The following is a 23,371-nucleotide window of genomic DNA, read 5'->3' on the forward strand; positions in this document are numbered from 1 at the left end:
GCAGCGGCCAAACGTCCGCCAGCAACACCGGCCATGCCCGCCTGCGCGACGGGAACAGCCAACCGCAGCCTATCCGCGCATCCACAACCCCGACCCTGATCGCCTGGGCCGCATCCCTACCGGCCAACACTTCTCGCGAGTCCGAGGCGGTCCCTCGCGGATCAGCGGTAGCGGGTGGCCAGGTGGCGGCGGTGGGTGGCCGGGGAGCCGAATAGGGAGCGGTTGAGGGTTGCTCGTTTCAGGTAGCGGTGGATTCCGCTTTCCCAGGTGTAGCCGAAGCCGCCGTGCAATTGCATTGCCTTGCCTGCGATTTCGACTGCGGCGGTGCAGGTGTAGGACTTGGCCATTGCGGCGGCCACGGAGGCTTCCGGGGACTCGGTCACCAGCTGCCGTATCGCGGTGGTGACCAGTTGCCGGGCGACGGTAGTTTCTACGAGCATGTCGGCGCAGGCGTGCTTTACGGCCTGGAATGAACCGATCGGGCGGCCGAATTGGGTGCGGGTGCTCGTGTAGGCGACCATGGCGGCCAACATGGCCTCGCTGAGGCCGAGGCTGTCGCAGGCGATTGCCACGGCCGCCCGATCGTGCAGCCGCCGGATCGCGGCGGACGGGTCGCCTTCGAAGCGCCACACAGCGTCGTCCGGGACCGCGATCGCATCGGCGGTCACGGTGCCGAAAATCCGGGTCTCGTCGAGTACCGGCTGGGCTGAGCAGACGGCTGTGTCCGCCGCGTGGGCGACGATGGCCGGGATACCGTCGGGATCGGCGGCGAGCAGTAGCAATCGATCGGCTACGACCGCGTCGGGAACGAATTCCGCACGGCCGCAAACCTTCAGCTGTCCTGCCGGTCCCTCGAGCCGGAACGGTGGCGTGGCATCGCAGTCGTCGGCGTTGGCAGCGAATGCCACGGTGGCCATGGCCGCACCGGCCGCGATAACAGAGAACAGCTCGTCCCTGGCCGGTGTGGGGGCGACTAACCCGCAGACTCCGGCGGCCGAGGCAGCACTCGGATAGCCGCTGGAGGCCACCGCCCGACCGAACTCCTCCAGCACGATCGCCACCTCGGCGAAAGTCGCTCCGGCACCGTCGAACTCCTCCGGCACCTCCAACCCCAGCCAGCCCTGGGCGGCCGACACTCGAGGTTCGATGCGCTCCCCCGGCGGGACTGTCGCGAGCAGGTCGCGGGTAACCGCTCGCAGTTCGGCGTGGATTTCGGTGAAATCCGATTCGGTGCACACTGTTCCGGCCTTCATGTCGCTGCCGGTTCGCGGGGCAGGCCGAGGCCGCGTTCGCCGATGATGGTGCGCTGGATCTCGCTCGTCCCGCCGGGAATCGTCCATTCCCATGAGCCGATGAAATCCAGTACCCATGCCCCGGACTCCCAACCGCCCGACATCGGTTTGCACAGCACCGTATGGGCGGCCACTCCCCCGATCTCCGCGCCGAAATCCGTTACCCGTTGGAGTAATTCGCTGTAGAACAGCTTCACGATCGAGGCGTCGGCCGGGCCGACGGTTCCGGCATCGTGGCGTTGCACCAGGTCGCGGCACAGTCCGCGCAGACCGGCGATCTCGGTTTCGAACCCGGCCAGGCGATCGGCCACCACTGGATCATCGATCGGACGCCTTCCCGTCGCGTCCGGCCGGGTGCACGCCTGCAGAAGCCACCGGAATCCGGCGTTGCCGAGCCGTTCGGCCAACTCGAGCATGGTCAATCCGCGCTCGGCGCCGAGGGTCTGCTGCGCCACCTGCCAGCCCGCGTGCTCCGCGCCGACCCGTTGGGTGCCGGGAATGCGCACCTCGTCGAGAAAGATCTCGCAGAAGTGCGATTCGCCGGTGGCCTGCCGGATGGGCCGCACATCTATGCCGGGTGTGCGCATATCCAGGAGAAAGTACGAAATGCCCTGGCGTTTGGGCGCTTTCGGATTGGTCCTGGCCAGCAGCAGGCACCAGTCGGCGTATTGGGCTCCGCTCGCCCATACCTTCTGCCCAGTGACGAGATAGCCGTCGCCGTCGCGGCGCGCCGTGGTGGCGAGCGCGGCCAGATCCGATCCGGCCGCGGGCTCGGAGAAACCCTGCACCCAGATCTCACCGTCGAGAATCGCGGGTAGATGTTCGCGGCGTTGCGCCTCGCTGCCCGCGGACAGCAGCGTCGCCGCCGCATGGTGGATGGCGACGAATGCCAAGACCAGCCGTGGCGCATCGTGTGCGGCGAGTTCCTGATAGAGCACTACCTGCTCGGCGACCGGCATCCCGCCGCCCCACGCCTTCGGCCAATGCGGCACCGCGAAGCCGCCGCCACGCAGTTCCTGGAACCACCACTGCTGAAATGCCACGAATTCCGCTGCTGTACAACCAGTTTGCGTCTGGCGCCAATCGGCGGGGATGTGCGCTCGACACCAGTCCCGCACCTCGGCCCGGAACTCGGCCGGATCGCGACCTGCCGCAGTCATCGGGCGACCGACCTCTCGGCGTCGGCCATGCACGGTCGTCCCGGCATGCTGAAAGGTCTACGCCGAACCGCCCAGGTCATCGCCGCGCCGCTTTCTGCCGCATGGCCGATAGCCGGTCACGATGCTCGGCGGACCGCATAGTCACCGCCTCGGCGGCGAAACCCGCCTGCAGCGGACCGCCGAGTGCCTGCGAAAGGTACATGTTCACAACACGTTTGGTGCTGCGCAAGGCCTCCACCGGCTGGGCGGCCAACCGTTCGGCGAGCAGCCGGGCTTCGGCGAGCAGTTGCTCCGGCGGAACGACACGGGTGGCTAGGCCGAGTTGGACCGCGGTAGCCGCATCGATGCGATTGCCGGTGAACAGGTATTCCCTGGAACGCAGGATCGGGGTGAGCAACGGCCAGAATGCGGCGCCGCCGTCGCCTGCGACCAGGCCCACCGCGACGTGCGGATCGGCCAGATGCGCCCGCTCCGATATGAGCACGACATCGCACAGGACGGCCACGCTCGCCCCCAGTCCCACCGCCGCGCCGTTGACGGCGGCGATCACCGGCAGCGGAAACCGCAGCAACTCCTCGACGATCTGCGCACCCTCTCGGATACTTTCGTCCCGCGCGGCCGGATCGTCGAGAAATGAAGTGATCCAATCCAAATCGCCACCGGCAGTGAAGGCGCGGCCCGCGCCGGTCAGGATCACCACCCGAGCCTCCTGATCCGCCGCCAACTGCCGCCAGACATTGGCCAGCGCCCAGTGCAGCGCGGCGTCGACCGCGTTCAAATCGTCGGGCCGGTTCAGGACAACCGTGCGGATCGGCCCATCGCATTCGACCGTCAGCGCGGCCGGTAGGTCGTACTGCACGTCGCTCACACACCCGTCGGGTCGGAATACAGCCCGGCTAGACCGGCACGATCGATGCTGCGGGTCAGCAGATCCTCGGTGGCCGAGCGTCCCAGCGGCAGTCGGCGGATCGGTCTGCTGTAACGCGATAACCACGACAGCGCCGACTCGTCGCAGAAGCCGAGTGCGCCGTGCAGCTGGTGCGCGACGCGGAAGACGATATCGGCGGCCTCCAATGCGGCCAGCCGCAGCGCCAGCGCATCGCCGACCGCGGCATCGCTGCCGGTATCGATGCTCCACAATGCGTACCGGGCCAGCATCTCCACGCCCCGGCGCTCGACCTCCGCATCGGTCAACTGGAACTGCACCGCCTGGAACTGCGCGAGCGGACGGCCGAACTGCTCGCGCGTCATGATATGCGTGCGCGCGAGATCCATTGCGCGGTCAAGCATTCCGAGGAGCGTCCAGCACGGCAGCACCAGCCCCAAAGCCATATGCGTCGTACCGGCCTGACCGGAGTCGCCCCAGCGTGAACGCCCCTTGCTGTCGATCGGGTGCACATCCAACTGTGCGACGAACATCGATTCTCGCGGCGAAGATTCCGCCTGTCGCACCGACGCACGCCCGAGTGCACCGTCCAGTGTTACTGCCCCCCAACGCAAGTCGAGATCCGCCACCGGACCGGCCGGTTCCCCACCGGACACCACGACCAGTCCGTCGACACCCAGTCCGACCGGCCGCGCCAACCGCTCGGCCACCGGATACGGCAGCGCCCAGTAGCCCGCACTACGGCACAACGCGGCAGCGGCTTCCAACTCGGCGGCATCGCGCGACGGCTCGAGCTCCCATGCACCGAGTTCGGCGAGCACCGACGCGATCAGCGTCCGCCGCACCCCGGGCTCCGCCTCGCTCCGCCGCACCAACTCGTCGCCCCCGGCAGCCTGCAGCGCCCGCCGCATCTGCCTACCGAATTCCTGTGCCTCCGAACATAGTTCGATATTCACGCCGCCTCCCCCACCCTGCCGAACACCCGCACCGCCAACTCGTCGCCCCCGACCACATGCAGCACCGGTCTACCGAACTCCCGCGCCTCCGAACATTGCTCGATTTTCATGCCGCCTCCCCCGCCCTGCCGGACGCCCGCAGTAGCGACCGGGCCAGCAGAATCCGCTGCATTTCGATACTTCCCGAGGCGACCGTCGCGGCGTTGGCGTACCGCCAGTGATCCTCCACGGCACGTCGGAACCGTTGTTGCGCTTGATCATCCGTGGCGGCGAAGGCGGCGATCTCGGAAAGCACCGCCGCGCTGTCCTGGTCCAGCCGTGTCACCGCGATGCGATAGGCCGCGGCGTCGCCGGGTGTGACCTGCCCGGCGCTCTGCAGCGAAAGGACCTGGTAGGCGAGTAGGCGGGCCCGCCGGCAGTGTGTGAGCAGGCGCGCCCAGCTGCCGCGCAGCTCGCGGGGCAACTCGTCCCAGCGCTCACCCAGTACCGCGGGTGCGGCCTGCAGCAAACGTTCGCAGCGGGCATACCGGGCGATGCCGACCCGCTCGAAGGCCAGCACCTCCTGCACCACCGGCCAACCGTTGCCGACCTGACCGAGCACGTCGGCCTCGGTGGCCCGGACGCCGTCGAAGAAGACCTCGTTGAGGTGATGCGGTCCGAGCATGGACCGGATGGGGCGGACCTCGATGCCCGGATCCGACATCGGCAGCAGGAATACGGTCAGCCCCTGCTGCTTGCGTTCCCCTTTGGAAGTCCGCGCGAGCAGAAAGCACCACTGCGCCATGGTGGCGTAGGAGGTCCAGATCTTCTGGCCGGAGATGCGCCAGCCGTCGCCGTCGCGGCGGGCCACCGTGCGCAGCGATGCGAGATCGGAACCGGCATCGGGTTCGCTGAAGCCCTGACACCAGATCACCTCGCCGCGCGCGATCGGCGGCAGGTGCTTGCGCTGCTGTTCCGGGGTTCCGTGTCGCATGATGGTCGGGCCCACCCAGTTGACGCCCATATATTGCGCACCGCGCGGCTCGTGATGCGCCCACATCTCTTCCCGGACCACGGTCTGTTCCCAAACCGAGGCGCCGCGACCGCCGAATTCTTCCGGCCAGGCCAGACACAGCAGGCCGCGATCGGCGAGGATGCGGGAAAACCGCTGGGCGACAGCCAGATCCGCGGGATCGTCGGTGAAAGCGCCGAGAAAATCCGCGGAGACCTCGGCGGCTACCAGCCGGCGTAGCTCACTGCGTAGCTCGGCGGCGGCCTCACCCATCGTGAAGTCCATAGGGCGGACATTACGTCAATCCTCATAAGGATAGCAATATTTGAATGGTCACGAGCCTATGCGTAAACTCCCTGCATGGATGAAAGGCGGCTTGCGATGGACGAGAGGCGGTCTGCGTGACCAACGCCCGGCGCGGCCGGATTCCGCAACGCCGCATCGCGGAGAGCGTCGCCGCGGAGTTGCGCGCGCGCATCCTGTCCGGCGACGACGACTACCGGCTCCCCACCCAGGATCAGCTGGTGCAGGATTTCGGTGTCAGCTACCCCTCGATCCGAGAGGCGCTGCGAATCCTGGAGACCGAGGGTCTGGTCACCGTCCGTCGCGGCAATGTCGGCGGCGCCGAGGTGCACCGCCCGGACCAATCGTCGGCGGCATATCACCTCGGTCTCGCACTCCAGGGCGCCCGGGTCACGCTGGGCGATCTCGCCGCGGGCCTGCGGACGCTGGAGCCCATGTGCGCCGCCGAATGCGCCCGCCGCGAAGACCGCGGCGAGGTGGTCGTGCCCGCACTCGAGGCCAATATCGAGGCATCGGCGGCATTGATCGGCGAAGGCCTGCCCTTCACCCATACCGCGCGCGACTTCCACGATCTCATCGTCTCGTTCACCCCGAACGCGACGATCCGCTACGTGGTCAGCAGCCTCGTCGCACTGTGGTCGTCGCAGGAGGAGGCCTGGGCCGAGGTACTCACCAAACGCGGTGAATACCCCTCCGAGGCCGAGTCCGAGGAATCCGTTCGCACCCACCGCCGCCTCCTGAAGGAAATCGCGGCTGGACGGGCCGAGGCGGCGGAGCGGCTCTATCGGGCCCACCTCACCGCGACCCAAGCATTGGTACTGGAGCGTTTCGACAACGGCATCGTCAACGCCACCTCCGACATGGCGCGCCAGGCGATTCAGGCCAGTCGAGGGCCACGGATCTAGTACCCCGTCCAGATGGGTTGCCGCACGATCAGGTCCGGTTCGCTCGCCGAGCGCAGTCGAAACGCGGCACGACACGCCTCGCGGCACCGCCATATGACTGCGCTCGTCGGACCCCGGTTGCCTCGGAAGGCAACTGGGCGCGGCACCAGCGTCCGGACTCACATCGCGGGAAAGGCGATGGATTTGAGCTCGGTGTACTGGTCGAATCCGGCGGTGCCGTTCTGGCGGCCCACACCGCTTGCCTTGTATCCGCCGAACGGGGTGTCCGCGCCGCAGCCCGCGGTGCCGTTGATGCCGATGAAGCCCGCGCGCAATCGTGCGGCGACGGCCATTGCGTGCTCCACGGACTCCGACATCACGTTGCCCGCAAGGCCGTACGGGCTGTCGTTGGCTATGCGAACCGCATCGTCCTCGTTGTCGTAGGGGATGACGACCAGCACCGGACCGAAGATCTCCTCCTGGGCGATGGTCATCGAGTTGTCCACATCGACGAAAAGCGTTGGCTCGATAAAGAATCCCCTGTCGAAGCCTTTTGGTTGCTCGGCGCCGCCGACGAGCAACGTGGCGCCTTCGTCGATACCGGTCCGGATATAGCCGCGAATGCGGCTGCGTTGCTTATCGGAGATGACCGGACCGCACAGCGTGGCGGGATCCTGCGGGTCGCCCGGAGCAACCCCTCATACATCGCCTTCAGAATCGCGACACCCTCGTCATACCTCGACCGCGGCAACAACAGTCGCGTGGGATTGGCGCAACCCTGGCCGGCGTGCATACACGGCGCAATACCCATCATGCAGCCCAAGGCCAGGTCGGCATCCTCCAGCACGATGGTCGCCGATTTGCCGCCGAGCTCGAGGAACAGACGCTTCATCGTCGCCGCGCCCTTCGCCATGATTCGTTTACCGACGGCGGTGGAACCGGTGAAGGAGATCATGTCGACCTTTCCGGACAGCGTCAGTTCCTCGCCGACCAGATGATCCGATGCGGTGACGACATTCACGACACCCGGTGGTATGTCGGTCTTTTCGGCGATCAACCGGCCGAGCCGGGTAGCATTGAACGGGGTGTCCGGTGCGGGCTTCAGCACGACGGTGTTGCCGGTCGCCAATGCTTGACCGACCTTGTGGATGGTGACCTCGAAGGGGAAGTTCCACGGCACGATCGCGCCGACTACGCCCACCGGCTCACGCCAGACCTGCCTGGTCGTGTGCACGCCCGTGACCGACACCAGCGCATCGCCGAGGGAGGTTCGCCACGGATAACTGTCGATCAGCTCGGCCGGATACCTGAGCGCATCCGCCAGTGGCGCGTCCAGTTGCGGACCCATCGTGATCGCCCGCGGGCAGCCGGCCTCGAGTATGAGTTCCTCGCGCAATTCCTCCCGCTCGGACTCCAACGCGACCTGCAACTGCAGCAGACAGCGTTGCCGAAAGACATGATCGGTGGACCAGGCCGTTTCGTCGAAGGCTCGGCGGGCGGCATCGATAGCCACCAGCATATCGAGTTCCGATGCGTCGGCGACGGCACCGAGCACCTCCTCGGTGGCGGGGTTGATGTTGTCGAACGTCCCGGCCCCGCCGTCGACGAGCTCCCCGTCGATCAACATCCTCGATTCGAAGCGAGCCCGGGATGGCAGCCGGCGGGGTGGGTAAGCACAGTGTCAGGCATTTCTCTCACTCTCGTGCGAAGGGAGGTCGGCAGGTAGCGGGTGGCTCGCGGCACCGGATCGTGGAATCCCCAGCATCAGACGGGTCAGGTGGTGCAAGGCCGCGGCGGGCAGAATACGACTGGCGATCAACAGCATTCGCGCATCCGGGCCCACTGCGCGGCGCACGAACGGTGCGGTACCGCCGAGCGCTCGGGCGAGTCCGGCAGCGAACTGTTCCGGCGAGCGGGCCGCGTACTTCATCGCCGCCCGCCCGCGCCGGTCCATGGTGCGGTGATGGCGGGCGTACGGCCCGTCGAGATCACGGCAATCGGTGGTCCCCGCATCGGTGATGATGTCGGTGTCGTAGGTCCCCGAGACCAGGACCGTGACCCCGACGCCGAACGGCGCGACCTCGATGGCCATCGATTCACCCCACCGCTCGAGTGCGCCCTTGACCGCGGAATACGCTGCCGTAGCAGGCATTCCCCGCACACCGGCCTGGCTGGAAACCAACACGATGCGCCCACGGCCCGCCGTCCGCATCGCAGGCAGGAGCGCCTTGGTGAGCGCAACCGGACCGAACAGGTTGGTCGCGAACATCCGCTCCCACAGGTTCACCGGTGTCTCCTCGACCATTCCGGCCGCCGAGACACCGGCGTTGTGCACCACCGCGTGGGGAGCACCGACCGCACGGACGATGGCAGCCGCGGCCTCCTCGATCGACGACGGGTCGGTCAGGTCGAGCCGGACGCCAATCAAGCGCGGATCACCCTGTTGCGCACCGGTTTTCGCGCGCAGCTGATCGAGCCCGGTATCGACGGAACGCATGGCCGCGACAACTCGCCACCCCCGCCGGTAGAGATACGCCGCGGAGGCGAGTCCCAGACCTCTCGAAGCCCCGGTGATGACAACGCTGCGCGATTCGTTCGGCATAGATCCTCCGTGTCGTTCGGCGCAAATTGAACCTAATATTTGTTCAGACGCTAACGGCAGGTGGATCGGTCGGTCAATCACTATCGGTCCCACACCACTTCGAGGTGCGGCGGGGATCGGAAGAACGTGCCCGCGACGTACGGCGTCAGGGCCTCGGGGTCCAGGCGCAGCCCCGGCAACCGGTCCAGCAACGCTTCGAAGATCGCGATGCTCTCGAGCCGGGCGAGATGCATGCCGAGGCAGACGTGCGCGCCATGACCGAAACCGATGTGCGGCTTGCGTTCCCGGAAAATGTCGAAGCGCTCGGGATCGACCCACCTGCGCTCGTCGCGGTTGGCGCTGCCGAGGTTGACCGCCATCAACGAACCCGCCGGAATCGCTACACCGTGGAACTCGATATCGCATGTCGTCTCGCGCATGAAGTTCAGCAGCGGCGTTTCCCAGCGGATGCCCTCCTCGATCGCCTGGGGCAGCAAGTCGCGGTCGACCTGGACCGCGGCCAGTTGATCCGGGTGCGTCAGCAGTGCGAGCGCCAAGCTGGCGGTGGATCGCGAGGTGGTTTCCGCACCCGCGGGCAAGAGGTTTCGCAGGAAGCCGTAGATCTGCTCATCGGACATCTTGACGCCGTCGATATCAGCCTGCGCCAGCACGGTGATCAAGTCGTCGCGGGGCGCGCGCCGACGCTCGGCGAGGATACCGACGAAGTACTCACGCAATTGGGCTGAGGCCCGCAGCGCGGTGTCCATATCCGAGTGGAATCCCAGTAACTCGATGGCCAACCGGTGAAACTCCGGAATATCGGATTCGGGCAATCCGATGAGCGCCGCGATGACCCGCACCGGAATCGGCATGAACACCTGCTCCACCAGATCGGCCCGCCCGATATCGCGAAACCTGTCGACGGTGCGCTGCACCAGTGGGCGGACCAACTCGCCCTCCCAGCGCCGCATCGACGAACGGGCGAAAGCGAATTCGTGCAGCTTGCGATAGATCTGATGCTCGGGCTCCTGCATCTCAAGGATCGTCGGCCCCTGCAGCGGACGCACGATCGCCTCGTAGCACCGTGTGCTGAAGGTCTTGTTGTCGGTGAATACCGATTTCATCGCGTCGAACGTGTATGCCGAAAAGATCTGCTGACCGTCTGCCGGATTGTCGAATATGGACATCTCCGGCCACCCCGGATGTACCGCCGCCCGCGCCCGCAAGTCGGCCAGCATCGGATACGGCGACGCATCGCCGTCGGCGCCCATGCCCGCATCGAATCTGGCCTGCGCGTCCTTGACGCCCTGTGTCAGTTCATCGGCCATGTGACGACTCCTCGACGTACCTAACTTTTGTTCGGATCGTAACCCTTCGCACAGCCGCCCGAAGGCCGTTGACCAAATATCTGTTCAGAGCTACAGTCCGAACGAACGGTAGACAAGGAGCGCGGTATGGGCATGAACGACTTCGTACTCGTCTCGGTCGACGACCATCTCGTCGAACCGCCGGACATGTTCGACAACCACATCCCCGCCAAGTACAAAAACGATGTGCCCAAGCTCATCCAGCGAGCGGACGGCACCGATGCGTGGGTATTCGAGGGACAGGAAGCCACCAATGTCGGCCTGAACGCGGTCGCGGGCCGACCCCCGGACGAGTACGGCGCCGAGCCGACCAAACTGAGCGAGATCCGCGACGGCTGCTACAACATCCACGAGCGCATCCGCGATATGAACGCCAATGGCGTTGCCGCGGCGCTGAATTTCCCGTCCTATCCGCAATTCTGCGGGCAGTACTTCGCCCGCGCCAAGGACAAGGATCTGGGCCTGGCCGTACTGCGGGCCTACAACGACTGGCACATCGACGAGTGGTGCGGCGCCTACCCGGGACGAATGATCCCGCAGGCGCTGCCCCCGATCTGGGACCCGGAACTCATGGCCGAGGAGGTACGGCGGGTGGCGAAGAAGGGCTGCCACGCCGTCACCTTCTCCGAGAACCCGACCAAACTGAATTATCCCTCACTGCACGACCCACACTGGGATCCGTTCTGGCAGGCGTGCAGCGACGAGAACACCGTGGTGAATCTGCATATCGGCTCCTCGTCGAGCGTGGTCATCACCTCGATCGACGCACCGGTCGACGTGATGATGACCTTGCAGCCCATGAGCATCGTGCAAGCCGCCGCCGACCTCGTCTGGTCGCCGATGCTGCGCAAGTTCCCGGATCTGACCTTCGCACTGTCCGAGGGCGGGATCGGCTGGGTGCCGTACTTTCTCGAACGCGTCGATCGGGTGTACAAGATGCACCGCGCGTGGACGCACCAGAACTTCGGTGACCGGCTGCCCAGTGAGGTCTTCCTCGAACGCATCGCACTGTGCTTCATCGACGATGGCTTCGGCGTCGAGAACCGGCACAAACTCGATCTCGACATGGTCGCCTGGGAATGCGATTATCCGCATTCGGACTCCACCTGGCCACTGGCTCCGGAGACGCTCGCCCACTACCTCGACGGCGTGCCCGACGCCGAAATCGACAAGATCACCCACGCGAATGCGTTGCGGCTGTATTCCTTCGACATGTTCAAACATCTGCCCGAGCAGGACGCCACGGTCGGCGCACTGCGGGCGCAGGCCACCGACGTCGACCTGGGATTCCGTTCATCCGAACGCCTCAAGAAGACCGGTACCGACACCGTGACGGTCCTGGACCTGGCCCGGCAACTGCCGACGCCGTCGGCTTGAGACCCTCTGCTACCTTTGAACAAACATTGGGTAGCCCATATTGTCAGGGGTCCCTTAACGGCGGCGAGGTGTCGGGGAGGTGTTGTGGGGCGTGGCCAGGGCAAGCCGGCGCAGCGCGATGTGCAGCCGCGCGCCATCGCCGCCGATATCGGCCACGCCTACGACGACGGCACCCGACGCACCGAGATCCTGCAGACCGCCGCATCCCTGATCGCAACCTCGGGGCTGCGCACGTCGCTGCAGGAGATCGCCGACGCGTGCGGCATCCTCCCGGGCAGTCTGTACCACCATTTCGAATCCAAGGAAGCCATCCTCGTCGAACTGCTGCGCCGCTATCACGCGGACCTCGACCAGGTCGCGCAGCGGGCACAGGACCGGTTGAACCATCCGGACTCGCGCCCGCCTTTCGACCGAATCGTCGAGCTCGGTTCGGCGATCGCGCAGTGCGCGGTCGCCCATCGTGCCGCACTGCAGATGTCGTTCTACGAGGGGCCGAGCTCGAAACCCGAACTCGTCGAATTGACCAGGCAGCGACCGACGGCCGTACTCGAGGCAATGCTGCAAACCCTGCGCGCCGCGAGGTGGAGCGGGTACTTGCGGGCCGATGTCGATCTGCCGATATTGGCCGATCGGATCTGTCAGACGATGCTGCAGGTCGGTTTGGACGTCATCCGGCACAAGGGAACGCCGGACAAGCTGGCCACCTTGCTGTGCCGAATTCTATTGGAGGGCTTGGCCACACGGCAGCACACCGATGCGGAGCTCGACCGTTCCGCCGCCTTCCTCGCCGCCGACGAAGTCGTCCGGAGCTGGTCCGAGGAGAGCGAGCCCGATGACAAGGCGGCTCGCGTCCGCGCGGTCGCGCGGGCCGAATTCGGTCGACGCGGATATGAGAATACGACCGTCCGCGATATCGCCTCGGCCGCGGGACTCGGCACCGGAACCGTGTACTGGCTGATCGGCTCGAAGGAGGAGCTGCTCGCCTCGATTATGCAGTCCTTCGGCGAGAAGATCGGCCTCGGCTGGACGAATGTGCTGCGGTCGGATGCCTCGGCGGTCGAGAAGCTGGATGCGCTGAGCTGGATCAATACCAACGCGCTGGATCGTTTCGGTGACGAGTTCCGCATCCAACTGGCGTGGATGCGGCAGTCGCCGCCCGACACCCCGAATCCGGGCTGGCTCTTCACGAAGCGGCTGCGGCAGATGAAGACATTGCTCGCCGAAGCGATTCGATCGAATGAGATCGAGATCGACAGTCCGTCGAACGAGATGCTCGCCCGCTGCGTGATCGCCGTGGGCTGGATCCCGGAGAACATCCTGCGGGATATCGGGACTCACGCGTCCCAGACTCACGTCCGCGACACCGTGTTGCGCGGCGTCATCGACCGAGCGGGTTGATTCGTAAGAACCGGCAGCGCGGCACGCTGGCCGGTCTGCTCTGAACAAATTTTAGGTTAGAAGTCTCCGTGACGGGGCAGGGCAAGCCGCGATGACCGCGACCGCGATGCGTGTCGTGAACACCATCCCGTTCGTGGTGGATGCGCGAGCCGGATTGCTCAGTTCCCTCGATATGCCGACCACACTGCCACGGTACATTCGAGTAAGCGCGAGAACATCATTCTCAAATCTCGGAATGCCTACTGGCGAAATTCGACCAGTCAAGTATTGCTATCCTTATGAGGATTGAAGTAGCGTGAGCCCACGAAAAGTGGCCTGCGTCACGACCGCCGACCCCGGCCCGGCGTGCAGCACCACATCGTGGACATCGACCTTCTCTTCGCATGGGAGGCCCCGCCTTGACTCGAGGGGCGCGCTATACCAGCACCGCACCAGTAACTCTCGCCGCAGGCTGGAGTCTGGAACGACTCACACCGCCGAGCCGGCTGTTCGGCGCCAACGGATTACGCACCGGTCCCGACGGCCGCATCTACGTCGCCCAGGTGACCGGCAGCACGATCAGCGCACTGGACGTCAGTACCGGACAGGTGGAAACCATCAGCGCAAAGGGGGGCGACATCATCGCACCCGATGACGTCGCCTTCGACGACGCGGGCAATCTCTACGCCACCGAGGTGATGGACGGCCGGGTCAGTGCGCGTGGCACGGACGGCCGCAGTCGGCTACTGCGCGACGATCTGCCCAGCGCCAACGGCATTACCGTGCATCAGGGGCGACTGTTCGTGAACGAATGCCGCGTCGGCGGGCGGCTGATGGAACTGCCGCTCGACGGCAGTGCACCGCGCGTCCTGGTGGAGAACATCGCGATGCCCAATGCCATGGAGGTCGGACCCGACGGCCTCCTGTACTACCCGGTGATGGGGACCAACGACATCTGGCGCATCGATCCCGAAGGTGGCGAACCCGAACGCGTCGTGGGCGACCTCGGCGTCCCCGACTCGGTGAAATTCGATGCCGAAGGATTCATCGTCTCCACTCAGGTGGCCAGCGGCGAGGTGCTGCGCGTTAATCCGCGCAACGGCGAACGCCAGGTGCTGGCCGCCCTGACGCCGGGACTGGACAACTGCACCTTCGTCGACGGTCGGCTGTTCGTCTCGCACTTCACCGGTGCGATCACCGAAATCCTCGGCGGCGGCGAAACCCGGGAAACCCTTCCGGGCGGCCTGAATTGGCCGCTGGATCTGACCGTCGGACCCGACGGAATCCTGTACGTCGCCGACGGCACCTATTTCTACGCGCTGCCGCCCGGCGGCGAACCGCAAACGGTCGGGATGCTCTTCACACCGGGCTACCCGGGCTTCCTCCGCGGCGTAATCGCCGTCGGCCCAGGCGAATTCATCGTCACCACCGCGAACGGCGAGGTAGGCCGCTACCTTACCGGTGCATCCGAAACCGAGGTGCTGGCCGAGGGATTCGACCAACTCTACGGCGTGGCAGTGGCACCGGGCGGGGCCGTCGTGACCGCCGAACTCGGCCGGGGGCGGGTGCTGTCGATCCGGTCCGGCACGGTCGAGGTGCTGGCCACTGGGCTGAACGAGCCGCTCGGAGTCGCCTTCGGCGCGGACGGCACCTGTCTGGTCTCCGAATCCGGTGCGGGACGGATCATTTCGATCACGGGCGCGGGAACCGACACGGTTGTCGACGGCTTGGACAAACCGCAAGGCATCCTCGTCCGCGACGGAGAGCTGTTCGTGGTCGACGCCGGAGCCAAAACACTGATCAGTGTCGATCTGGCCACCAACGCTCGCCGGATCATCGCCCGTGACCTGCCGGTCGGCGCACCGGCCGGGGTAACGCCCAAACCGCTGCACGGTTTGCCACCATTCTCCGGACCGCAGGGGCCCTTCGCCGGGATCGCCGCCGGTCCGGACGGCGCGCTATACCTTTCCGCCGATGCCGAGGGCAGTGTCATGGCGCTGCGCCGGACCGAATGAGCCGGTTATGACCAACGCGCACAACGACTTCTTCGGCCTCGGCGGACGCATTGTCATCGTCTCCGGCGCAGGCGGCGGCGGTATCGGCACCGCGGTGACACGCATGGTCGCGCGGGCCGGGGCCACCGTGCTCGCGGTGAGCCGATCCGCGGAAAATCTCGGCAAGCACATCGAACCGCTCGCCGCCGAGGGACTTTCGGTCCTGCCGCTGGCGGCCGACGCGTCCACCGACGTCGGTGTCGCCACGGTGCTGGAGCGGGCGCGCCGGCTCGACGGCGAACTGTACGGGCTGGTCAATGTGGCAGGCGGCGCCGCGCCGTCGACCTGGATGCCCTCGACCCGGGTGACCCGCGCCGACTGGCGTGCCCTGTTCACCCAGAACCTCGAAACGATGTTCTTCATGAGCCAGGCGGTCGCGGCGGAGCTGAAGTCGCGGGGCCGTCCGGGATCGATCGTCTCGATCTCATCGATCAGCGGTATGAATACCGCGCCGTTCCATATCGCTTACGGCACAGCCAAAGCCGCGCTGGTGGCGGCCACCCGGACCATGGCCGTAGAACTTGCGCTCGATGATATCCGCGTCAATGCCGTCGCCCCCGGTGTGACGGAAACGCCCGCCTCGGGCGCCTATGTCGGCGATGATGTCGAGCGCGACCGACGGGCCATCGCCATGGGCCGCCGCGGCCGGCCACACGAGCAGGCGGGGACGATTCTGTTCCTGCTGTCGGAGCTGTCGAGCTACATCACCGGGCAGACCCTGCTCGTGGACGGCGGGCTGAATCTCAAATGGCCCCACCTGGGCGCCGACAATACCTCCCTATTTCTCGAGGACGAGTCGTTCCGCGCGGCAATCACCCACTGACATCAGGAGAATGCCATGACCGAAACCGTCGAGAATGCACAAGCACCGGCCGAGCCGTTGTCGACGCCGATGACGATCGGCGTGGAGGCGTATCTGTCCGAGCAGTACGCCCGCGCCGAGCGGGACAGGCTGTGGGCCAAGGTATGGCAACAGGTCTGTCGCGTGGAAGAGATTCCACGGGTCGGCGACTTTCTCACCTACGACATCCTCGACGACTCGTTCATCATCCTGCGCACCGCGCCGGACACCATTCGCGCCTACTACAACGTCTGCGCGCACCGGGGCCGCCGACTGATCGACACCCCACGCGGCGCACACGACGCCCGCGGCAGCCGCAAACAGTTCGTCTGCGGTTTCCACGGGTGGCGCTACAACCTGGAGGGCCAGAATACCTTTGCACCCGAACGCGCGGACTGGACCTGCGGGCTGACCGAGCGCAACGACGGACTGCAGCGGGTCTCGATCGACACCTGGGGCGGCTGGGTCTGGATCAATATGGATCCGGAATGCGAACCGCTGCGGGAATATCTGGAACCCGCCGCCGGTCTACTCGACCCCTTCCACCTGGAGAATATGCGCTACCGGTGGCGGCGGTGGCTGACCTTCGACTGCAATTGGAAGGTCGCCTTCGAGGCGTTCATGGAGACCTACCACGTGCCCTACACCCACCCGGAGTTCATGAATTTCGGCAACTTCCTCGGCTGGGGACGGGCCCAGGGCAAGCACAGCAATATCGGCTACGACGCGCCGAAGGGTATGGAGGAGAACCAGGGCAAGCTGCGGCTCGGCAGCGGCCCCGACGCCCGCCTGTCCACCGCCCAGCTGCAGAACTTCACGTGGGACAACGCCAATACCAACACCACCGAATCGATGGTCGCGGTCGCCAATCGGCTGGCCGATGAGCTGCCCGAGGGCACGTCCCCCACCGAGGTGTTGCGGTATTGGCTGGACACGTGCCGGCGCGAGGATGCCGAGCGCGGCGTGATCTGGCCGACCGTCGACCCCGAGACCGTCGCGAAGAGCGGCACCGCATGGCAGATCTTCCCCAATTTCCAGATCGGCCATGCGCTGAACAACATGCTGTGCTACCGATTTCGGCCCTACGGCTACAACCCCGACAAATGCATTTTCGAGGCCGCCGTATTCGAACTGTTCCCGGCGGGCGAGGAGCCGGAAACGGAGTGGATCTACACACCGGTCGGCGATAAGGACTGGCGGACGGTGCTGCCGCAGGACTTCGACAATATGGCCGCGGTCCAGCAGGGCATGAAATCGCGCGGATTCTCCGGCCCCAAACCCAACCCGTATCGCGAACGCACCATCGTCAACCTGCACCACAACTTGGCCAGGTACATGGGTACCGGCGAGCCGCGCGAACTGCGCTGACTGACAAAGGAATTGGCATGCGAGACTGCGAACCCACGCAGACCCCCGAGGTCGATAAGGCGGCCCTCAGAGCGAAGTACCTGGTCGAGCGGGACAAACGCCTGCGCACCGACGGCGGTAACCAGTATCTGCAGGCCGAGAACGAATTCGCGGAGTTCTACGAGGGTGATCCGCACCTGCCGGTTGTGCCGCGGGAGCCGATCACCGATGACATCGAGGTGTTGGTCATCGGTGGCGGTTTCTCGGGTCTCATTACCGCACACCGCTTACTGCAGGCCGGTGTCACCGACTTCCACATCATCGAATTGGGCGGCGATTTCGGCGGCGTCTGGTACTGGAACCGCTACCCGGGCATCCAGGTCGACTCGGACTCCTATTGCTATCTCCCGCTGCTCGAGGAAACCTGCTTCATGCCGAAGGAGAAGTTCTCCCACGGTGACGAATGTTTCGAACACGCCCAGCGCATCGGGAAGCATTTCGGCCTCTACGAGAAGGCGATCTTCCATACTCTGATCCGCTCGCTGGAATGGGATGAGCAGCTCCAGCGCTGGCGCATCGCCACCAACCGTGGCGATCAGATCCGCGCCCGCTTCGTCGTCATGTGCCAGGGTCCGTACAACCGGCCGAAGCTGCCGGGCATCCCCGGGATCACCGATTTCAAGGGGCACACCTTCCACACCGCACGCTGGGACTACGAGTACACCGGCGGCGATCTGCACGGTGGGCTGGACAAGATCGCCGACAAGAAAATCGCGATCATCGGCACGGGCGCGAGTGGCGTCCAAGCGATCCCGCACCTGGCGCGCGGCGCCCGGCACCTCACTGTTTTCCAGCGGACGCCTTCCTACATTTTCGAGCGCGACAACCACCCCACCGATCCCGAGTGGGTGCGGACACTGCAACCGGGCTGGCGGGCCGAGCGGCAGCGCAACTTCCATAACGCGGCCTTCGCCTTCTACTCCCCCGGCGAACCGGACCTCATCTGTGACGGTTGGACCGAGGTCGCCCGCAACCTGGCCGCCAAGCTGAATCGCGGCAATCGCTGGGCGGAGCTGACGCCCGAGAAGTTCATGGAGTGGAAGGAAGACGAGGACTACCGGGCGATGGAACGGCTCCGGCGGCGCGTCGAGGAGATCGTCGAGGATCCGCAGACGGCGGAAAAGCTGAAGCCGTACTACCGCAATATGTGCAAGCGGCCGGTCTTCAACGACGATTACCTGCCGACCTTCAATCGTGCGAACGTCACGCTGGTCGATGTGTCGGAGACCAAAGGTGTCGAACGCATCACCGAAAAGGGCGTTGTCGCGGGCGGTTTCGAGTACGAGGTCGACTGCATCATCTTCGCGAGCGGCTTCGAGATCACCACCGCCCTGGACCGCCAACTCGATATCGAGCCGTTCGCGGGCCGTGCAGGCAGGTCGCTCTACCACCACTGGGGCAAGGGTTTCCGCACACTGCACGGCGTTATGGCGCACGGGTTCCCCAACCACTTCGCCACCGGTTTCATCCAGGGCGGCGTGACGGCGGCGACGACTCTGATGTTCGAGCAGCAGGCCGATCACATCGCCTACATCATCAAAGAGGCGCAGAACCGTGGCGCGGCCACCGTGGAGCCGACCGAGGAAGCCGAGGCGGAGTGGGTCCGGACAATCCGGGCGAACGCCTTCGACAACAGCACCTTCGTCATGGAATGCACGCCCGGCTACTACAACGGCGAGGGCGAGCCGAACGGGCGGTCGTTCCTCGGTGACCCCTTCTGGGGTGGCTTCTACGTACTCGAGGAGTTGCTGCAGGCCTGGCGCGATGCGGGCGACCTGCAGGGCTTGACGCTGAGCAAGTGACGGACATCGACCTATCGGGAGAGGAAACTCATTGTCCGAACTCAGATTCGACGATCGTGTCGCCGTAATCACCGGCGCGGGACGCGGTTTGGGGCGCGCATACGCCGAACTGCTTGCCGCCCATGGCGCGAAGGTCGTCGTCAACGACGTCGGCGGCACGATGCGCGGCGACGACGTCGAGGGTGATGTCGCGGCCGAGGCGGTGCGGGCGATCACCGAGGCCGGTGGCACGGCGGTCGCGTCCACCGAATCGGTCACCACGCCCGCGGGCGGTCAGGCGATCATCGATACCGCGTTGGACGCCTACGGCCGCATCGACATACTCATCCACAATGCGGGCAACGTGCGCTACGGCTCATTGACCGAGTTGAGCTACGAGGATTTCGACGCCGTCGTGGACGTGCACCTGCGCGGCGCCTTTCACATGGTGCGGGCGGCATTCCCCTGGATGAGCCAGGCGGGCTACGGACGAGTGGTCCTGACGTCGTCGATCGGCGGCATGTACGGCAACCTGGCGGTCGCCAACTACGCGGTGGCCAAGGCCGGTGTGATCGGACTGTCCAATGTGGTCGCATTGGAGGGGGCCGAGGTCGGCGTCAAATCGAATGTCATCGTTCCGGCCGCACTGACCCGGCTGGCCGAAGGTCTCGATACCTCCGCCTACCCGGATATGCGCCCCGAGCTGGTGGCACCGACCGTGGGGTGGCTGGCCCACGAATCCTGTTCGGTCAGTGGGGAATTGCTGGTATCGATCGCGGGCCGGGTAGCGCGTGCCTATATCGCCGAGACGCAGGGCGTCTATCAGCCGTCCTGGACCGTCGACGAGGTCGCCGCACGCATCGATGAGATCCGCGACACCAAGAACTCGTGGGTGCTGCCGCCGGTGCCGTCCGCCTTCGGCGAACACATCGGCCGCAGCTTCGCGATGGCTACGGAATGGAAGTGAGCATGAGGGTCAAGGTTTACGAACGCATCCTGGACCTGTTCGAGGCCGAAGGAATCAATACCCTGTTCGGCATCCCGGACCCCAACTTCGTGCACCTGTTCCAGCGCGCCGAAGAGCGCGGCTGGCAGGTCGTGGCACCGCATCACGAAGAGTCCGCCGGTTTCATGGCCGAGGCGGTCTCGCGGATGACCGGCAAAGCGGCGGTGTGCATCGGCACGCTCGGCCCCGGCGTCGCCAATCTGGCGGGCGCCATGATGTGCGCCAAAGTGGAGAATTCGCCGATCATCTTCCTCGGCGGACAGCGCGCCCGCATTACCGAGCAGCGGGTGCGTCGCGGGCGGATCCAGTTCGTGAAGCAGTCCGGGCTGTTCGAACCGTCGGTGAAGTATGCGGCGAGCATCGAATACGCGGATCAGACCGATGAAATCATCCGGGAGGGCCTGCGCAAGGCACTCAGCGGGACGCCGGGGCCGGTCTATATCGAGTATCCGTCGCACGTCATCCTCGAAGAGCTCGACGTCGCACCGGCATTACCGCCGGAGAGGTATCGCCTCGTCGGCCAGACCGCGGGACCGGACAAGATCGCCGCGGCCGTCGAGTTGATCCGCGCGGCGCGGCAGCCGGTCCTGCTCGTCGGGCACGGTGTGCACACCGCCCGCGCCGGTGCGTCGGTCAAGGCACTCGCGGACCTCATGGCGGCGCCGGTCATCCAGACCTCCGGCGGCACGTCCTATATCGAGGGACTCGAGGACCGCACCTTCCCCTACGGCTTCTCCCCCTCGGCGGTCGAGGCGGTGGTGCAATCGGATCTGGCCCTGGCCATCGGCACCGAACTCGGTGAGCCGGTGCATTACGGCCGAGGCAGGCACTGGGTCGCGGGTGAGGCCGAGCGCAAGTGGATCCTCGTCGAACAGGACCCCACCGCGATCGGCGTGAACCGGCCCATCGATGTGCCGCTGGTCGGTGACCTGCGCGCGATCGTCCCGCAATTGGTTGCGGCACTGCAGGATTCACCACGCACGGCGTCGCCCGAACTGGCGGGCTGGATCGAGCGGGATGCGGCCCGGCTGGCCGAACTCGCCGAGACCGCCCCCTCCGGTGCCTCCCCCGTCCATCCCGCACGCCTGATCGTCGAGGCGACCAAGGCGTTCCCGCCGGAGGGCATCATGGTCCGAGACGGCGGCGCCACCACGATATTCGGCTGGACCTACTCCCAGGCCAAGCCGCACGACGTGATCTGGAACCAGAACTTCGGGCATCTGGGTACCGGCCTGCCCTATGCGGTCGGCGCATCGGTGGCCGAAGGCCGCAAGCGCCCGGTCATGCTCATCACCGGAGATTCGTCGTTCCAATTCCAGATCGCCGAGTTGGAGACGGCGGCGCGGCTGAATCTGCCGCTGGTAGTCGTGGTCGGGGTCGACTATGCCTGGGGTCTCGAAGTCGGCGTCTACAAGCGCACTTTCGGCCAGGGATCACTGGAGACGGGTGTGCATTGGAGCAAGAACACCCGCTTGGACAAGGTCGCCGAGGGCTTCGGCTGCTACGGCGAATACGTCGAGCGCGATGAAGATATCGCCCCGGCGATCAAACGGGCCTATGCCAGCGGCAAACCGGGCGTCATCCATGTCGCGGTGGACCCGAAGGCGAATTCGGAGGAGATGCCGAGTTATGACGAGTTCCGCACCTGGTACGCGGAGGGGATGCAGTGATGGGTAGGTATTCGAAGTTCTATATCGGCGGGCAGTGGGTCGAGGCGGTCCAAGAGCGGACATTCGATGTTGTCAACCCCGCGACCGAAAAGGTCTGCGGCACAGTCGCATTCGGATCGGCGGCCGACGTCGACCGTGCGGTCGCGGCGGCCCGTGTGGCATTTCCGGCCTGGTCGGAAACCACCGTGGCCGAACGGCTGGATGTGCTGCGCGCCATCGCGGACGCGTACCAGAAGCGCCGTGACGATCTGGGCACCGCGCTGACCGAGGAGATGGGCGCGCCGGCCGGGTTGGCGAATGGTTTCCAACTGGACCTTGCGGCCGGGCATCTCGCCAAGGCGATCGAGGTGCTGGAAACCTTCGCCTTCACCGTGCAGCGCGGGCAAACCCTGATCGTCAAGGAGCCGATCGGGGTCTGCGGCCTGATCACACCGTGGAACTGGCCGTTGAATCAGATTGCGGTGAAGGTATTTCCGGCCCTGGCAACCGGCTGTACCGCGGTGCTCAAGCCCTCGGAGCAGGCTCCGCTCACCGGTCAGATATTCGCCGAAATCCTCGATGCCGCAGGAGTTCCCGCCGGAGTGTTCAATCTGGTGCAGGGCGATGGCCCGAACGTCGGCGTGCCGCTGTCGGCACATCCGGATGTCGACCTGATCTCCTTCACCGGTTCCACCCGCGCGGGCATCGATATCGCCCGCAATGCCGCGCCGACGGTCAAGCGAGTGACTCAGGAACTCGGCGGCAAGAGCCCCAACATCATCCTCGACGACGCCGACTTCGCCGACAATGTCGGCAGGGGTGTATCCGGTGTGATGCTCAATTCCGGCCAAACCTGCAGTGCCACAACGCGTATGCTGGTCCCGCACAGCCGCATGGCGGAGGCCGTCGAGGCAGCACGCGCCGCGGCCGCGCAAGTGACGGTGGGTGATCCGAACGGTGACGCCACGATCGGACCGGTGGTGTCCGGATCACAATTCGCCAAGATCCAGGCGCTGATCCAGCAGGGCATCGACGAGGGCGCAACGCTGGTGATCGGCGGCACCGGCCGCCCCGACGGGCTGGACAAGGGCTACTACGTCAAACCCACGGTATTCGCGAATGTCACCAACGACATGACCATCGCCCGCGAGGAGATCTTCGGGCCGGTGTTATCGATTCTCGGCTACGACGACATCGACGATGCCGTGGCGATAGCCAATGACACCGACTACGGACTGGCAGGCAATGTGGCGGGTGCGGATCTCGACCGGGCCCGCGCCGTCGCCCGCCGCATCCGCGCCGGTTGGGTATCGATCAACGATGCCTTCGACTTCGCCTGCCCCTTCGGTGGTTATCGCAAGAGCGGCAACGGTCGCGAATGGGGCGAATTCGGTTTCGACGAATATCTGGAAATCAAGGGCATCCTCGGATACGCGGACCGGTAGCAGCAGCGATGAAT

At 65.7% G+C, this 23,371-nt stretch carries 17 protein-coding genes and 2 pseudogenes; 11 read left to right on the top strand and 8 right to left on the bottom strand.

The window, feature by feature from the left end:
• Window positions 1-161: 161 nt before the first annotated feature.
• From ACFYOW_RS08190 to ACFYOW_RS08210, 5 genes are all read right to left on the bottom strand, one after another.
• Complete coding sequence (locus ACFYOW_RS08190) at window positions 162-1,253, bottom strand: acyl-CoA dehydrogenase family protein (RefSeq protein WP_387285674.1); 1,092 nt, start codon at window positions 1,251-1,253, stop codon at window positions 162-164.
• Window positions 1,250-2,452, bottom strand: a complete 1,203-nt coding sequence (locus ACFYOW_RS08195) for an acyl-CoA dehydrogenase family protein (protein WP_387285676.1) — start codon at window positions 2,450-2,452, stop codon at window positions 1,250-1,252. Before ACFYOW_RS08195 ends, ACFYOW_RS08190 begins: the two co-directional genes overlap by 4 nt.
• A gap of 76 nt (window positions 2,453-2,528) precedes the next feature.
• On the bottom strand, window positions 2,529-3,311 hold the full coding sequence (locus ACFYOW_RS08200) for an enoyl-CoA hydratase/isomerase family protein (RefSeq protein WP_387286073.1): 783 nt from the start codon (window positions 3,309-3,311) through the stop codon (window positions 2,529-2,531).
• Between the two features lie 5 nt (window positions 3,312-3,316).
• A complete protein-coding gene (locus ACFYOW_RS08205; RefSeq protein ID WP_387285678.1) occupies window positions 3,317-4,294 on the bottom strand; it encodes an acyl-CoA dehydrogenase family protein in 978 nt (325 codons plus the stop codon).
• Between the two features lie 106 nt (window positions 4,295-4,400).
• The gene (locus ACFYOW_RS08210; RefSeq protein WP_387285680.1) at window positions 4,401-5,570 is read right to left on the bottom strand and encodes an acyl-CoA dehydrogenase family protein; all 1,170 of its coding nucleotides are present in this window, start codon (window positions 5,568-5,570) and stop codon (window positions 4,401-4,403) included.
• 116 nt (window positions 5,571-5,686) lie between these two features.
• Here ACFYOW_RS08210 and ACFYOW_RS08215 point away from each other — a divergent pair, with 116 nt between their 5' ends.
• Window positions 5,687-6,493 (top strand): FadR/GntR family transcriptional regulator, encoded by an 807-nt coding sequence (locus tag ACFYOW_RS08215; protein ID WP_387285682.1) that lies wholly within the window; start codon window positions 5,687-5,689, stop codon window positions 6,491-6,493.
• 158 nt (window positions 6,494-6,651) lie between these two features.
• On the opposite strand, the pseudogene ACFYOW_RS08220 reads toward ACFYOW_RS08215, so the two are convergent.
• The 3 genes and pseudogenes from ACFYOW_RS08220 to ACFYOW_RS08230 all read right to left on the bottom strand — a co-directional run bounded on the left by ACFYOW_RS08220 (window position 6,652) and on the right by ACFYOW_RS08230 (window position 10,381).
• Window positions 6,652-8,099: pseudogene (locus ACFYOW_RS08220) on the bottom strand (aldehyde dehydrogenase family protein).
• Between the two features lie 54 nt (window positions 8,100-8,153).
• A complete protein-coding gene (locus tag ACFYOW_RS08225) occupies window positions 8,154-9,074 on the bottom strand; it encodes an SDR family oxidoreductase (protein WP_387285683.1) in 921 nt (306 codons plus the stop codon).
• 80 nt (window positions 9,075-9,154) lie between these two features.
• Complete coding sequence (locus tag ACFYOW_RS08230; protein ID WP_387285685.1) at window positions 9,155-10,381, bottom strand: cytochrome P450; 1,227 nt, start codon at window positions 10,379-10,381, stop codon at window positions 9,155-9,157.
• A gap of 126 nt (window positions 10,382-10,507) precedes the next feature.
• Here ACFYOW_RS08230 and ACFYOW_RS08235 point away from each other — a divergent pair, with 126 nt between their 5' ends.
• The 10 genes and pseudogenes from ACFYOW_RS08235 (at window position 10,508) to ACFYOW_RS08280 (ending at window position 23,357) form a co-directional block, all read left to right on the top strand.
• Window positions 10,508-11,797, top strand: a complete 1,290-nt coding sequence (locus ACFYOW_RS08235; RefSeq protein WP_387285687.1) for an amidohydrolase family protein — start codon at window positions 10,508-10,510, stop codon at window positions 11,795-11,797.
• 120 nt (window positions 11,798-11,917) lie between these two features.
• Window positions 11,918-13,195, top strand: coding sequence for a TetR/AcrR family transcriptional regulator (locus ACFYOW_RS08240; RefSeq protein ID WP_387286075.1), 1,278 nt, complete (start codon window positions 11,918-11,920; stop codon window positions 13,193-13,195).
• Between the two features lie 73 nt (window positions 13,196-13,268).
• Window positions 13,269-13,391, top strand: a pseudogene (locus tag ACFYOW_RS08245) (dihydrodipicolinate reductase); the annotation flags it as partial.
• Window positions 13,392-13,593: 202 nt separating this feature from the next.
• On the top strand, window positions 13,594-15,189 hold the full coding sequence (locus ACFYOW_RS08250; protein WP_387285689.1) for an SMP-30/gluconolactonase/LRE family protein: 1,596 nt from the start codon (window positions 13,594-13,596) through the stop codon (window positions 15,187-15,189).
• A 7-nt stretch (window positions 15,190-15,196) separates the two neighbouring features.
• Entirely contained in the window at window positions 15,197-16,051 is an 855-nt protein-coding gene (locus ACFYOW_RS08255) for an SDR family NAD(P)-dependent oxidoreductase (RefSeq protein ID WP_387285691.1), read from the top strand.
• A 15-nt stretch (window positions 16,052-16,066) separates the two neighbouring features.
• Window positions 16,067-17,437 (top strand): SRPBCC family protein, encoded by a 1,371-nt coding sequence (locus ACFYOW_RS08260; RefSeq protein ID WP_387285693.1) that lies wholly within the window; start codon window positions 16,067-16,069, stop codon window positions 17,435-17,437.
• A 17-nt stretch (window positions 17,438-17,454) separates the two neighbouring features.
• Complete coding sequence (locus ACFYOW_RS08265; protein WP_387285695.1) at window positions 17,455-19,278, top strand: flavin-containing monooxygenase; 1,824 nt, start codon at window positions 17,455-17,457, stop codon at window positions 19,276-19,278.
• A gap of 31 nt (window positions 19,279-19,309) precedes the next feature.
• Window positions 19,310-20,224: an SDR family NAD(P)-dependent oxidoreductase gene (locus ACFYOW_RS08270; protein WP_387285696.1), complete on the top strand. Its 915-nt coding sequence runs from the start codon at window positions 19,310-19,312 to the stop codon at window positions 20,222-20,224.
• Window positions 20,225-20,226: 2 nt separating this feature from the next.
• Entirely contained in the window at window positions 20,227-21,933 is a 1,707-nt protein-coding gene (locus ACFYOW_RS08275; RefSeq protein WP_387285698.1) for a thiamine pyrophosphate-binding protein, read from the top strand.
• Entirely contained in the window at window positions 21,933-23,357 is a 1,425-nt protein-coding gene (locus ACFYOW_RS08280; RefSeq protein ID WP_387285700.1) for an aldehyde dehydrogenase family protein, read from the top strand. Before ACFYOW_RS08275 ends, ACFYOW_RS08280 begins: the two co-directional genes overlap by 1 nt.
• Window positions 23,358-23,371 lie beyond the last annotated feature (14 nt).

It is taken from the genome of Nocardia sp. NPDC006982 (genome assembly GCF_042869435.1).
Classification (GTDB): Bacteria; Actinomycetota; Actinomycetes; order Mycobacteriales; family Mycobacteriaceae; genus Nocardia.

Bases quoted from the DNA above. Each gene is read 5' to 3' on its own strand.
- ACFYOW_RS08190 (WP_387285674.1), bottom strand. From the start codon at position 1,253: ATGAAGGCCGGAACAGTGTGCACCGAATCGGATTTCACCGAAATCCAC.
- ACFYOW_RS08195 (WP_387285676.1), bottom strand. From the start codon at position 2,452: ATGACTGCGGCAGGTCGCGATCCGGCCGAGTTCCGGGCCGAGGTGCGG.
- ACFYOW_RS08210 (WP_387285680.1), bottom strand. From the start codon at position 5,570: ATGGACTTCACGATGGGTGAGGCCGCCGCCGAGCTACGCAGTGAGCTA.
- ACFYOW_RS08225 (WP_387285683.1), bottom strand. From the start codon at position 9,074: ATGCCGAACGAATCGCGCAGCGTTGTCATCACCGGGGCTTCGAGAGGT.
- ACFYOW_RS08230 (WP_387285685.1), bottom strand. From the start codon at position 10,381: ATGGCCGATGAACTGACACAGGGCGTCAAGGACGCGCAGGCCAGATTC.
- ACFYOW_RS08235 (WP_387285687.1), top strand. From the start codon at position 10,508: ATGGGCATGAACGACTTCGTACTCGTCTCGGTCGACGACCATCTCGTC.
- ACFYOW_RS08255 (WP_387285691.1), top strand. From the start codon at position 15,197: ATGACCAACGCGCACAACGACTTCTTCGGCCTCGGCGGACGCATTGTC.
- ACFYOW_RS08260 (WP_387285693.1), top strand. From the start codon at position 16,067: ATGACCGAAACCGTCGAGAATGCACAAGCACCGGCCGAGCCGTTGTCG.
- ACFYOW_RS08265 (WP_387285695.1), top strand. From the start codon at position 17,455: ATGCGAGACTGCGAACCCACGCAGACCCCCGAGGTCGATAAGGCGGCC.
- ACFYOW_RS08275 (WP_387285698.1), top strand. From the start codon at position 20,227: ATGAGGGTCAAGGTTTACGAACGCATCCTGGACCTGTTCGAGGCCGAA.
- ACFYOW_RS08280 (WP_387285700.1), top strand. From the start codon at position 21,933: ATGGGTAGGTATTCGAAGTTCTATATCGGCGGGCAGTGGGTCGAGGCG.